Origin of the sequence: Martinezella miluonensis, assembly GCF_900094545.1 — a bacterium.
GTDB lineage: Bacteria > Pseudomonadota > Alphaproteobacteria > Rhizobiales > Rhizobiaceae > Rhizobium > Rhizobium miluonense.
The window spans coordinates 1-13097 of sequence record NZ_FMAH01000031.1; the positions used below are offsets into that span (position 1 = coordinate 1).

Annotated in this window: 12 protein-coding genes; 5 read left to right on the forward strand and 7 right to left on the reverse strand. The window is 59.4% G+C overall.

Annotation, left to right across the window (positions count from 1 at the left end):
- Window positions 1-127 precede the first annotated feature (127 nt).
- The 4 genes from GA0061102_RS21945 to GA0061102_RS21960 form a co-directional block, all read right to left on the reverse strand.
- Window positions 128-1372, reverse strand: coding sequence for a lytic murein transglycosylase (locus GA0061102_RS21945; RefSeq protein ID WP_092853191.1), 1245 nt, complete (start codon window positions 1370-1372; stop codon window positions 128-130).
- Window positions 1373-1451: 79 nt separating this feature from the next.
- A complete protein-coding gene (locus tag GA0061102_RS21950) occupies window positions 1452-2243 on the reverse strand; it encodes a glycoside hydrolase family 25 protein (protein ID WP_092853193.1) in 792 nt (263 codons plus the stop codon).
- Window positions 2244-2457: 214 nt separating this feature from the next.
- The gene (locus GA0061102_RS21955; protein WP_092853195.1) at window positions 2458-3129 is read right to left on the reverse strand and encodes a class I SAM-dependent methyltransferase; all 672 of its coding nucleotides are present in this window, start codon (window positions 3127-3129) and stop codon (window positions 2458-2460) included.
- Entirely contained in the window at window positions 3126-4373 is a 1248-nt protein-coding gene (locus GA0061102_RS21960; RefSeq protein ID WP_092853197.1) for a BtaA family protein, read from the reverse strand. Before GA0061102_RS21960 ends, GA0061102_RS21955 begins: the two co-directional genes overlap by 4 nt.
- A gap of 191 nt (window positions 4374-4564) precedes the next feature.
- Between GA0061102_RS21960 and GA0061102_RS21965 the strand changes: the two genes are divergently transcribed.
- Entirely contained in the window at window positions 4565-5953 is a 1389-nt protein-coding gene (locus GA0061102_RS21965; protein ID WP_092853199.1) for a serine hydrolase domain-containing protein, read from the forward strand.
- 27 nt (window positions 5954-5980) lie between these two features.
- Here the strand turns inward: GA0061102_RS21965 and GA0061102_RS21970 are convergent, their stop codons facing one another.
- From GA0061102_RS21970 to GA0061102_RS21980, 3 genes are all read right to left on the reverse strand, one after another.
- On the reverse strand, window positions 5981-7117 hold the full coding sequence (locus GA0061102_RS21970; RefSeq protein WP_092853201.1) for a lytic transglycosylase domain-containing protein: 1137 nt from the start codon (window positions 7115-7117) through the stop codon (window positions 5981-5983).
- Between the two features lie 135 nt (window positions 7118-7252).
- Window positions 7253-7888: a LysE family translocator gene (locus tag GA0061102_RS21975; RefSeq protein ID WP_092853203.1), complete on the reverse strand. Its 636-nt coding sequence runs from the start codon at window positions 7886-7888 to the stop codon at window positions 7253-7255.
- Window positions 7889-8008: 120 nt separating this feature from the next.
- Window positions 8009-9220, reverse strand: coding sequence for a pyrophosphate--fructose-6-phosphate 1-phosphotransferase (locus GA0061102_RS21980; protein WP_092853205.1), 1212 nt, complete (start codon window positions 9218-9220; stop codon window positions 8009-8011).
- Between the two features lie 289 nt (window positions 9221-9509).
- Between GA0061102_RS21980 and GA0061102_RS21985 the strand changes: the two genes are divergently transcribed.
- The 4 genes from GA0061102_RS21985 to GA0061102_RS22000 all read left to right on the forward strand — a co-directional run bounded on the left by GA0061102_RS21985 (window position 9510) and on the right by GA0061102_RS22000 (window position 13072).
- The gene (locus tag GA0061102_RS21985) at window positions 9510-10220 is read left to right on the forward strand and encodes a J domain-containing protein (protein ID WP_092853207.1); all 711 of its coding nucleotides are present in this window, start codon (window positions 9510-9512) and stop codon (window positions 10218-10220) included.
- The gene (locus tag GA0061102_RS21990) at window positions 10217-10978 is read left to right on the forward strand and encodes an N-acetylmuramoyl-L-alanine amidase (RefSeq protein ID WP_092853209.1); all 762 of its coding nucleotides are present in this window, start codon (window positions 10217-10219) and stop codon (window positions 10976-10978) included. Before GA0061102_RS21985 ends, GA0061102_RS21990 begins: the two co-directional genes overlap by 4 nt.
- Before the next feature lie 265 nt (window positions 10979-11243).
- On the forward strand, window positions 11244-11801 hold the full coding sequence (locus GA0061102_RS21995) for a lytic transglycosylase domain-containing protein (RefSeq protein WP_092853211.1): 558 nt from the start codon (window positions 11244-11246) through the stop codon (window positions 11799-11801).
- 77 nt (window positions 11802-11878) lie between these two features.
- A complete protein-coding gene (locus GA0061102_RS22000; RefSeq protein ID WP_092853213.1) occupies window positions 11879-13072 on the forward strand; it encodes an NAD(P)/FAD-dependent oxidoreductase in 1194 nt (397 codons plus the stop codon).
- Window positions 13073-13097 lie beyond the last annotated feature (25 nt).

The window sequence follows — 13097 nt, forward strand, 5'->3', positions numbered from 1 at the left end:
CACCATAAACATAACATCAAAACCCGCATAGACCCAGAAACCAAAAGAGGCCCCGGTCAAACCGGAGCCTCCAAACGTTTCCACACAGGCTGCGCTGGCCGCCTCTTCGATAGGAATGTTGAAGTGCTCAGAGACCGTTGAGCAGCGCAGACGTCGCCCAGCCATCGGCTGGCATGCCCAGGCGGAACTGTTCCTTCTGGATGGCGACACGCGTACCCGAGCCGAGGATACCGTCGATCTTGCCGACATCGTAGCCGCGCGCCACGAGCTTAGTCTGAAGCGCCTTCATGTCGACATCGTTCAGGCCTGGCTCAGGCGCACCCTTGCTGTAGGGAGGAGCACCGGCGAAGCGGGTGGCGAAATAGGCGGCCGACGTCGTGTAGATGAACGACTGGTTCCATCCGAGATAGGTGTTGTAGTTCGGATAGGTCAGAAACGCCGGCCCCTTGCGGCCCTGCGGCAGGATGAGGGCGGCCGGCAGCGACGCGAAATTCGTATCTCCATCGCGCGGCTTGACGCCAAGCTTGAACCAGTCCCCGGCCGTGAGCGGGCCGCCGATGCCGGATTTCTCCCAGGGCAGATTGTCCGGTACCGCAACCTCCTGCAGCCAGGGCTGGCCACGAATGAAGCCGAGATGCTGGAGGAATCTCGCCGTGGTCAGGATGACGTCGGGCGCGCTTGTCTTCAGGTTGACGTGACCGTCGCCATCGCCGTCGGTGCCGTAGGCGATGATATCGGGCGGCAGCATCTGTGTCTGGCCGATTTCGCCGGCCCATGCACCCGTCGTGGTTGCGGGGTCGACATCGCCACGCTGCACCAGCTCGATCAGCGCGATCAGGCGCGGGCGGAAGAATTCCGGCCTGCGGCAGTCGTGGGCGAGAGTGACCAGGGCGTTGCGGGTGTTGAAATTGCCCTGAACGGCGCCGAAATCGGTTTCCATCGCCCAGAAGGCGGTAATGACGCCGGCAGGAACGCCATAGTCCTGTTCAGCCTTGGCGAAGACGTCGGCATACTGCTTCATCTTCTGACGGCCGATATCCAGGCGACCTTGGCTGACGGTACGTTGCGAAAATTCGAGGAAGGTCTGGCGGAACACGCCCTGGCTGCGGTCCATGGCGAGGACCTTCTGGTCGATCTGCGCGCCGGCCAGCGTCTTGTCGGCGGACGCGGCGTCGGCGCCATCGGCAATCGCCTCGGCTTTCACGCCGGCCAGGAAGGCTGCAAGATCACCACCGCAGGCTGGCTTCGGCGTGGCCGCGCTACTTGCGGGCGGTACTGCTGCCGGAGCCGCACTCTGAGCGATCGCAGAGCCGGCCATGGCTGAAGCGAAGATCAACGCGAGCGCGCTGCGTCGAATGGTGTGACGGTCCATGAACGATCCTCTCTAGTGATAGAATAGGGTCGCTTTCACAGAAGATTGTGACATTAGCAAGAGAGAAGTGGCATCAGTCTCAAGAATTTCCTTGCTTCTGTACTGCCGCCACCCAGTTGTGCCAATTTTGCTCGGAGCCGGCAAAGACATTGATATCCGTCGGGCCTTTGATGCCGGGAATGATACCTGTGGATGTATATTGCCAGAAGGCCCAGGTGCGGTCCGCGTAAATCTCTTTGGGATGTTTTGCCACCGAGCGAACCCAGAAGTGATAGTCCTTGAAGTAACCGACAAGGTTCTGGCGGTGGAAATCGACCGATGTGTAGATGATCGGGCGCTTGCCGTAATAGGCTTGGAGGCGATCCATAAACCGCTTGATTTCCGTTCGCACCGTTTCCGGGTCCGGTCTGGTCTTGCAGGTCGGGGATCCTGGATTCCATTCGACATCGACGACAGGCGGAAGCGCCATGGCATCCTTCGGCACATTGCGGATGAACCAATCGGCCTGCTCGTCGGCGGTGGAGCAGAAATAGAAGAAATGATAGGGCGCGTGCAGAAGTCCTGCGGCGCTCGCTTCATTCCAATATTCGGTGAAGCGCGGATCGATCCTGTCCTTGCCTTCCGTCGCCTTGATGAAGACGAAGGCAACTCCCGAGCTCTTGACGGTTTTCCAGTCGATATCGCCCTGCCATTTGGAGATATCGATGCCGTGGATGGGGTGGCGCTCCGGATGATCGCGGCCGAAATCCTGCGGCTTGGTATCGCTGAACTTGGTTTTGGGAAGGGACGTTGTCGAAAGGGCGTCATAGCCCGTCGTGCAGCCATTCAAGAAAAGAGCGAGCGGCAGTAGACATGCCAGAAGCCGGCGCATGGGTATCCTGTTATGGCGCGAGTGATCTTGCTGCCCCAAGACTTGGCTTCCGTAATATGGTCCCCGAGAATCCGAAAGAGCGGCAGACCATACCGTAGCCAGCTGGTCTTGCCACTTTATTCACCATATCAACGTAAAAAATGCGTTATCTTCAAGCAAATTCTCATGCTTGATGGCTTCCGGCCTGTGATTTAGCGCTGAAAATAGCTGTTGTTCAAGCCTGCTTGGCGACGACGGCTCGCCAGGCATAACCCCGCCCGATTTTTTCGGTCTTGAGAGACATGCCCCGCGCTTGCGCCTTTTCCTGCAGCACAGTGAGGAGATCGGCGCGTGGGGTGACGTGGAACTTTCTCAGCCATCCCTTGAGAAGAGCTTGGAACCAGCTCGGCAAGCCTTCCTGCTGACCGAAATCGACGATGTGGAGTTCACCGCCGGGTGCCACGGCATCGAGCGACGCATCGATGGCGCTTTTCCAGTCGGGAATCATCGACAGCGCGTAGGAAACCATCACGCGGTCGAAGCCATCGACATTGAAGTCAGTGGGCGAAAAGGCGGTGGCATCGGCGACGCGAAAATCCGGCATCTGCTTCAGGCCGCGAAAATTCCGGCGCGCGGAAATCAACATCTCCTGCGAAATGTCCAGGCCATAGAGCCTTGCGGAAGGGAAGTTCCGATAAGCCAGCAGCATGTTGCGGCCAGTGCCGCAACCGACTTCAAGCAGCGAGCCGCCAACGGGCACGTTCAGTTGCGCTATCGTGCGGTCGCGGCCGAAGAGGTAGTATTTGCGCGTCAGATCGTAGATGTGACGCTGATAACGGTACATGCCGTCCATCAGCCTGGCATGGTTGTTGGAACTGGTCTCTATGCCGGTATCCGCCTGGCTCACGCTTTTTTCCCGTAGATGTGGAAGCCGCCGTAGATGGCAGAACGATCGAGTGCATTGAGCTCTTGCGAACGTTCTTCGAAATAGACCCACTGATCGCGGATTGCCGGAGAGAGACGGCCTTCGATGATGCTCTTTTCGGCCGCGGTGCGGAAGATGACGCGGGCGCCTTCGCGCGCCGTGCGGGTGATCTCCGCCCAGAGGCTGTTGAGCTGCTCGTCAGTCATCCAATCCTGCGCATCGAGCAGGATGTAGCGGTCGCGAGAGGCGGCCGGCTTCGAGGCAAGCAGCTCGGTGAAGTTGGCATGGTGCACGTCGACGCGATCGGCATTAGCGCGGATGGCAGCATAATGCTCGGGCTTCAGATAGGTGGGCAGAGGCCCCTGATGCTGACCTGCATAGCGGCGTGCGAAGGCCTGCCACGCAAAATAATTGTCGCGCATCGGGAAATGGCAGGCGAGCTTTTCCAAGCGGTGCTTGAGCACGGCCGAGATGGAATCGTCTCCGGCAAGGCTCGCAAGTTCGTCATATTGCTGCGGCGGGATGCCGAGACCGAAGAGCGAGCTCTTGCGGCCGAGCAGCCAGCGAACCGCCCGCCGATCGAAGATCGGAGCGATTTCGTTTTCGAAGAACTGCCGCTGTTCGCGCAGGGTGCGGGCTTCCGTCATCTTGGCAAGCCGGACGCCATGCAGGCGCGCGAGCACATGGGCCGCGCCGATGAAGCGGCCGAGCAGGCCGGTCTTGTAGATGTTGCGGTTGAAGACCGTAACGCGGCGGCGGCCGTAGAGGTCGCGGCCGTCCCAGTAGGAAGCCGTGGCTGCATCCAGCCGCGGTGCGATGTGCAGGTCGTAGGCCTGGCTGTTTGCGGCAGCATCCGGCGTCGCGAAGAAGCGCACCAGATCGGAATGGCCGGGCAGCAGCCGGAAGGCTGCGAGCTTCAGCTTGTTCAGCGCGATATGATGACGGTTAAGGTCGACAACATCAATCGAGGCCGGGCTCTGAGAGAGGTAGGCAAGCATATTGCAGCCGCCGGAGCCGATGGTGACGATGCGGTGATGCGGCTGAAGCTCCATCGCCTGCATGTCGACATCCGGATCCTCCCAGATCTGCGGATAGACGAGGCCGGAAAACAGCATCCCAAAGAGGCGCTCGGAGAGGCCAGCTTTGGAGAGTGCCTTATGCTGCAGCAGAGCGTCCTTGAGTTTCCGGTTCTTCTGGAGACCGGCATCCGGGGCGAATTCCGTCATCTGAGTCTTGTTACCGTTTTTTAAGGTTCAGGGCGTGTAACCCGGCAATGCTACAGTCTGATGACGCAGACTGTTGGAATATCCGGCGGAAATGCGCTGCTGCACATATTTCAGGAGTGCCGGCGGCGATGGGGCTTTCTTCTTGCACCGTTTCCTGATTGTCTCCGCCTACCTTTAGGAGGGTATGTGACATGCGTTTGATTTCGAGAGTGATCGTAGCAGTTGTTGTTTTGCTGCTGATCATTGTCGCAGGCGGAGCCGTGTGGCTTTCCGTTTCGCCGCCGGAACTGCTGAAGGTCGGCGATGGCTATGCCGCCAAGATTGTCTGCTCCAACACATTCGTCGCCAAACGGGATCCGACTCAGGTGCTGGCTGACGATGTGCAGGCTCCCGGAAATCCGGCACTGAAGCTCATACAGGTTTCAGTCGATCGGGACGATGGCGTGGTCAGGGCGCGTTTCCTCGGGATGTTCGCTCCTAACTATGCTCTTTATCGCGGAGCGCTCGGCTGCACGGCAGTGCCGGACGGCGATCTGCAGGCGGCACGCAGCGCTGTCTTCCTGAACAAGGTCAAGTCTCCGAAGAACGATGCGCTGTGGCCGGACGGAGACACCGTCAATCTCGCCGAGGGCGAAGAGGGCACCAAGCTTGCCAATATCGTGGCGAATCCCGATCTTGCCGGCCCCGCCATGCGCGCCGTCGTCGTGGTCAAGGATGGGCATATCGTGGCCGAAGCTTATGGCGACGGCTTCAGTAAGGCTACGCCCCTGATTGGCTGGTCTATGACGAAAACCGTCAATGCCGCCATTATCGGTCGCCTCATGCTGGCCGGCCGCATGTCTTTCGACGACAAGAATCTCCTTCCGCAATGGAGCGCCGATGCGCGCAAGGAGATCAAGCTCAGCGACCTTCTCGCCATGGAGAGCGGCCTTGCCTTCAACGAGTCCTATGGCAACGTTTCCGATGTAACCCGCATGCTCTACCTCGATCCGGATACGACGAGTATCGCAGCCAACGCGCGTCAGGTATCAGCGCCAGGCGAACGCTTCAGCTATTCCAGCGGCACCGGGATATTGCTCTCGCGGCTCTGGATGAACCGGCTGCCGAACCTGAGCGCTGCGATATCCTATCCGCGCGAAGCGCTTTTCGGGCCGCTCGGCATGCACAGCGCCGTTCTTGAGGCCGATGAACGCGGAACTTATGTGGGCAGCTCCTATCTCTATGCCAACGCGCGCGATTGGGCGCGCTTCGGCCAATTTCTGCTGCAGGATGGCGTCTGGAAGGGGAGCCGTCTTCTGCCGGAGGGCTTCGTTGGCGCCATGCGCACGCCGACGACAGCATCCGAAGGCGTTTACTCGCAGGTTCAGGCCTGGCTCGCAGGCCCCGGCGGCTCGAACGCTCAGTTCGGCTTGCCGGCGGATACGTTCTGGCTGACCGGTCACGATGGCCAGACCATCGCGATCGTTCCATCAGCCAATCTCGTCGTGGTTCGTATGGGACTGACGCCATCCTGGGCCGATTACCGGCCGCAAATCCTGCTGAAGCGGATCATGGATGTGATAAAGCCGGCCACAAACTAGGCCGGCTTTCAAGATGCTTCGGTAAAATCAGTAATTGCCGTTGGCGACGTCCGACAGACCCTTGCGCTTGGCATCGTAGTAGTAGCCTCGAGCATAGAGCTGAACGGCGCTGGCTTCCTTGTTCTGGGCCTTGCTGTCCGCCGTCATCCACGCGCCGCGCAGGTATTTCGCGGCATATTTGATGTTGGTCTCGGCGTCGAGCAGACCGGACGGCGGGCCTTCGTAGCCCATCGACTTGGCCGTGTTGTATTTGATCTGCATCAGGCCGAAATAGCCGGCCCTGTTATAGGCCTTCGGATTATAGCGGCTTTCGCGGTGAACGACGCGATGGATCAGCGATTCCGGGATCTCGTAAAGCTTGGCGTATTTCTGAATCAGCTTCGAGACGTAACCCTTTTGCTCTGTGGGAACGTCGGAATCATAATTCTGGGTGGTCATGACAGCCGGCACGACCGTCGGTCCGGTGCTGTCGAAGTTGAAGTCGTAATGCGCGCGGTTATCCGCATAGCGTAGCGCACCGATCTGCGCCGGCGTTGCAAAGGCGACTTCTGTCTGCGCAGCCGGATCGGGGCGCGGGGTCGGCACGGCGACCTGGATGGCAGCGATGTCCGACGTCATCGGGATCGTCGGTTCTGCCTGCGCAATGGGGCCGGAGACCGGCATCATCGCAGCATCACCGGGACGCGCCGGGTTGGGCACCGGAATTGCGACGACGGAAGGAACGAGCGGCACGTCGGAGGCGGCATAGGCGGCCGCTGCCGTCGTATTGGCCGCAGGCGCGCCCGTCGCAGCGGCGATGGCAACGCTCGCTCCGTTCGCTGCCGCTACCGTCGGCTGGCCGAAACGGGACTGCGCGGCGTCGATCTGCTGCCGGTTGACCGTACCGGCAGCCACGCGACCGGATTTTGCCATTACCGCCTGTTGCGGCAGCTGCGGCCCGATGAAACCAGGTGCTACTGCTGCCATTGCTACGCCGCCTGCGGGCGCGGCGGCGCCAGTTGCGGTCAGGGTCGTATTCGGATGCGGCACGTTGGTGTGTGCCGACGGGAGTTCTGCCTGAGACGTCTGCTGCTGCTGAGTGCTTGCACACCCTGCGAGAGCGCCGCACATCATTGCCGATAAGGCAACGCTGCGCTTCAGGCTGGGAAATCCGATCGCTACCATTCTGTCACTTTCGAAAAAACCAAACCTAATTTGCGATGCAATTCGGTCACAGGACCTCACAATTCGGTCACAGGATCGATAAAATTATGAATCCCCATTAACCTATCCGTGATCGCGCCGCAACCCTGGACGGCGTCAAGCAGCCATCCGGCGGTATCCGGCGGTCACTGCGCCGGCTGCAATCAACAGGGTTCCGCCGGTTCGGTTAACGGCGCGTTGCACGTTTGCCTTGCGAATAAACCCGCGCGCCATGTCGGCGACAAAGACGTAAATCAGTGAATTCAATGCCGCCAGAGTGAGGAAAGTTGCCTCCAAAATAAGCGTTTGCTCAAGAAATGGCTTCGACATGTCGAGGAACTGCGGCACGAAAGCGATGAAGAAGACGATGCTCTTCGGGTTGAGAGCCGTTACAACATAAGCGTGCAACATAATCTTTAACGGTTTTTCTTCCGGAAGATTGTCGTTATCGCCCATCGGGCCGGTCACAATTGGAGCCCGCCAGAGCTTGATTCCGAGGAAGACTAGATAGGCTGCGCCGATCAGCTTCAGAATCGTGAACAAGGTCGCCGAGGCGGCGAGGAGGGCGCCCAGGCCGGCCAGGGAAGCTGTCATCGCCGTGAAGTCGCCGAGCGTGACGCCGGTGACTGTCGCCAAGGCCGTTTTGCGGCCATGGCCAAGCGCATAAGAGATGACAAGGAGAATGGTCGGCCCCGGTATGGCCAGCATAATGCAGGATGCGGCGGCGAAAGCGAGCCAGGTTTCGATGGACATGGAATCCTCCCCTATTCCTTTTTCGCCGCCAGCAAAGACATCGGATTGACGATCAGTCAATCCGCCTGATTATGAATCGGGCCGCTTGATCAGCGATCAGGCCGATTGATCGCCGATCAGTCAGGCTTGTGTGTATTTCTGCCCGATATGCGCCATCACGTCGGCGAACCAAGGCGCGGACATGTCGAATGCCTTTCCGCCCTTGATGCGGGGGAATTCGATGACGCGCAGCTTGCCACCCTGGCCTTCGTCGTGGCCGGTGACGCCGGACACCTTGTTGAGGGCGCTTTCGACCGCGAGATCGACCATGCCCTGGATAAGGCGGAGATCATCGCCGTTTGCCGGTGCGGAGCGGGCGAAATAACCCGATTTCTGCACCATGGAGCGCTCGGCGCCGATGATCGAGGCAAACTGCTTCTGGAACCAGCCGCCGACGTTGATCGTGTCGATCTTCACATGGCCGAAGGCATCGCGCTTGATGGTCTCGCCGGCGGCTTCGCGCTCGGCGACGATGGCGTCGAGGGCGGCGCCTTCCGATACGAACAGGGTCACCTGGCCGGTCTTCTCCATGATTTTCCGCAGCCGCTCGCCTTCCGCCTCGATATTGAAGGCCATTTCCGGCAGGTAGAGGCCGTCGATGCTCTTCATCGCGGCATTCATCATGAAGCCTTCGACATATTCGTTGGCGCTGGTCTTCTGGATATAGGCGCGGGCTGTGGCCGCCGTCAGCCAGCCACAGTGACGGCCCATGACTTCATGAATGACCAAAGTACGTGGGGCAGCGGTCTGTTCGTTGCTGATATTGTCGAAGAAATGCGCGCCGACTTCGGCTGCCGTCCAGGCGCCGAGAGACTGGCGGATCGGCACGACGTCGTTGTCGACCGTTTTCGGCAGGCCGACGACGGTCAGGTTGTAGCCATTGGCGTCGAGATAGGCGGCGAGATCAGCCGCGGTCGTATTGGTGTCGTCACCGCCAATCGTATGAAGAATGGTGATGCCATCGGCTGCGAGGCGTTCGGCTGCGACGCGCAGCGGGTTTTCGCCTTCCTTGACCAGGCCGCGCTTCACGCAGTCGGCGGCATTGGTGAGTTTGACGCGGCTGTTGCCGATCGGCGAGCCGCCGTAGCGGTGCAGAAGGTGGGCGCGGTCGCGCATGGCCGGCGTCACCCCGATGCTGTCAGCCAGCAGAACACCCTGGTAGCCAGAACGATAGGCGATGATGTCGATCTCCGGCGCCACGTCGGTATAGCGCTGGATAAGCCCGCCAACCGCGGAAGAAAGGCAGGGCGCCAATCCGCCGGCTGTAAGCATTGCGACTTTCTGTTTGGCCATGGAGATCCTCCTTGCAGTCAAGCTGCGTCATTTCGATGGTTGCCGTCGGAATGGATGCGACAGGCGTGCATGGCTGTAAAGTAAAGAATTTAAGAAATCCGCGGTTTGTTTTGCCGCTCAGGCTTGGTCGGGCCGTGTTCGCGCTCGGCTGTGGGCGCGAGCCTGATACACGGCATCATTACCAAATTGTGAAAAGTGTTTTCGGCCTTGCGACGAATGGACCGCTTGCAATGGCAGGCATTATTTGGTCAAGGTGTCCCATAGTTTATGAGAGCCTGCGGAACCGCTTATGTCGTTTTGGGAAAAATTGCTGAATGCTATTGGTAGCACTGCTGGCAATGCCCTATCGGCGGTGGTCGAGGCTATTCGCACCGTGTTCGAAGGCGATCCGGAAACCCGCCGCAAGGTGGCCTTTTCCGTCGCGATCATCGCGCTTTCCGCCAAGATGGCGAAAGCGGACGGCATTGTGACCGAAAACGAGGTCAACGCGTTTCGCGAGATTTTCGAATTTCCGCCGGACCAGGCCAAGAATGTTGCCCGCCTTTATAATCTGGCACGGCAGGACGTGGCGGGCTACGAAGCTTATGCGGAGCGGCTGTCGACGCTTTGCGAGACCTGCACCAAGAATTGCCCTGTATTGGAAGACGTGCTCGATGGCTTGTTCCATATCGCCAAGGCGGATGGTCTGATTCACGAAAAGGAAATGGATTTCCTGCAGCACGTTGCTCAGATATTCCATATGAGCGAGGGTCGGTTCGACCAGATCATGGCGCGGCATGTGAACGCCGGTGGCCGCGATCCCTACAAGGTGCTCGGTGTATCTCGCCAGGACGATTTTCCGACGATCCGCCGCCGTTATCATGGTCTCGTCTATGAGAATCATCCAGATCGCCTCGTATCGCGCGGCGTGCCGGAGGAGTTCCATGCCATCGCCAACGAGCGCATGGCAGCTTTGAATGCGGCTTATGCCGAGATCGAGAAAGAACGCCGCGCAGCATGAATGCATTTAAGGCCGATTTCGCTCGCGCCAAGGTACAGCCGTCGCCGAACCACGGCGAACGGCGCGATGGTGTTCGACCAGACATCATCCTTCTGCACTATACCGGCATGGGCACGGCCGAGGGAGCGCTGGATTGGCTCTGTCGCCCGGAGAGCCAGGTGTCGAGCCACTACTTCGTTTTCGAGGATGGACGCATCGTTCAGCTCGTTCCCGAAGAGCGGCGTGCCTGGCATGCGGGCAAGAGCTCGTGGCATGGCGACATCGACATCAACTCACGGTCGATCGGCATTGAAATAGCCAATGCCGGCCATCCCGGCGGACTGCCTGAATTTCCTGATGCGCAGATCGAAGCGGTTATCGAACTGTGTCACGATTGCGGCCAACGCTGGGCAATTGCGCCTGAACGGGTGCTTGGGCACTCCGATGTAGCCCCTGTGCGCAAGGTCGATCCGGGTGAAAAATTCCCCTGGGCTCGGCTTGCGGCTGAAGGTGTCGGGCACTGGGTTGAGCCGGCTGCCATTACCGGCGGGCGCTTCTTCCAGAAGGGCGATGCCGGGCAGCCGATCGAGGCCTTGCAGTCCATGCTCTCGCTCTACGGGTACGGAACTGAAATCACAGGCGAATTTTCAGAGAAACTGAAGGGCGATGTCGAGGCCTTCCAGCGCCATTTTCGCCCCGAGCGTATTGACGGTATCGCCGATTTTTCCACGATCGATACGCTTCACCGCCTTCTGTCCGCATTGCCTCGCTTTTCATAAAGACGCGGTCGCCGGCGGCGATATCCATAGCTGGCTATGATCCATAAAGTGCGTAACTCCCTGCTATGCCACAGCTTTTCCCTATTATCTCCGCATTACGTTGATCTAACGGCGCTCACTGAACGGCGGCCGCGCCGTCTGGTTTGTGTGTCGCGCGGTCGTAGACGACAAATGGGGACTGTGCACTCCGGTGGCTCTTTTTGCCTCCAACCGGACGGACGGCTTGAGGCTGTCCGCAGTCCCGCGCCCGGAGACAAAAGACTACATGAAAAATTTGATTGTTGCGGCAGCAGCGTGCGTGGGCATGCTGCTGGTGGGCTATAATTGTGCCTTTGCGGGACCGCTTGATGCAAAGCAACGGACCGCTCCTCTCAAGACTGTCAGCCGCACCACCGGCTTTCCAACGCCCAATGTTCCCACCGAAATGCGTAGCGCCGAAGATTCCTTCGTACGGCAAGATCATTACTCCGCACTGATTACCAAATATGCCAAGCAGAACGGCGTGTCCGTCGATCTGGCGAAGGCCGTCATTAAGATCGAAAGCAACTTCAATCCAAAAACGCACGGAAGCGCCGGGGAAATCGGCCTGATGCAGATCAAGCCGGCAACGGCGCGGCTGATGGGCTATTCCGGTCGTGCCAAGGGGCTTTACGATCCCGAGACGAACATCAAGTTCGGCATGAAATATCTAGCCATGGCGCAGAACCTCGGCGGTGGCCCGACCTGCAATACCATCCTGAAATACAATGCCGGTCATGGCGCCACGCGCATGAACCCGGTTTCGAAGCGTTATTGCGGCAAGGTCTTGGCGCTTCTGAACTGACGTCATGCTCAAGGTAGCGGGTAGGGCGGAATCGCTTTCCATGTTATCGAACGACCATCATTTGCGAGGGTTGTAGCATGGCAGCGGATTTCAGGTTCATCGTCGTCGGTCGGGGTATGATGGGGGCAGCTGCCGCCCGTCATCTGGCCAGGCAAACGGACGGCATTGCTGTCATCGGGCCTGATGAACCCGAGAACCGCGATAGCCATGGGGGCGTCTTCGGCAGCCATTATGACGAGGGCCGCATTACCCGGACGATCGATCCGGACCAGGATTGGGCCCGCCTCGCAAATCGTTCGATCAGCCGCTACGCGGAAATCGAACGGGATAGCGGCATCCAATTCTATGCGCCCGTCGGCTGCCTCGTCACCGGCCCGAAGCGGGGAAGCGAAACCACTTATGTCGACGATGTCGTCGAAGCAGCCGGGCGGCTCGGCGTTCGAACTGATATCCTCGACGATGCCGGGCTTAAGGCGAAGTTTCCCTTCTTCTCCTTTGCGTCAGGAAGCGAAGGGGTGTTTGAACCGTATGGTGCTGGCCATATCAGCCCACGCCGGCTGGTGAAGGCGCAGTCGCTGCTGGCGGAAAAGGCCGGGGCGCGCGTGATCAAGCAGACTGCCCTGTCGATCCGCGATGAGGCCGGCCTCGCCGTTGTGACGACCGCCGAGGGCGAGACTTTCAGCGCCGAAAAAGTGCTGCTGGCCGCCGGCGGTTTCTCCATTGCCGAGAATCTCTTGCAGCGACCTGTTGAGATGAAGGTTTATGGCCGCACGGTCACCTTTTTCGAGGTGAGCGAAAGCGAAGCCGAAGCGCTTTCCGGCATGCCCTCTCTAATTTCGGTGACGCCAGGCGACGTGGACAGCATCTATATGCTGCCGCCGATCCGTTATCCGGATGGCAGGTATTACATCAAGATCGGCGGTGATCCGGACGATCTTCAGTTTGAAAACGAGACGCGGCTGCGTGCGTGGTTCCGCACGCACGGCCGCGACAAGGCGCGCGAGCATCTGGTGCGGATATTCCATCAGCTTGTTCCGAGTGCAGCTCGCCCGCCGGCTTTCACCAATTCCTGTGCCGTTTCCTATTCGCCAACTGGCTACCCGATGATCGGCTATACATCGTCGCCACGTCTGGCGGTTTTGACCGGCGGTTGCGGTACTGCCGCCAAGAGTTCCGATGAGATCGGCCGGTTAGGAGCGGAGCTTCTGCTCGCAGGTCGAATCAAAGACGAAGGCTACAGCACGGATTTTTCAGCGCATTTCAGCAACTGATATTGGGCCGGGGCAAAGCCGCATA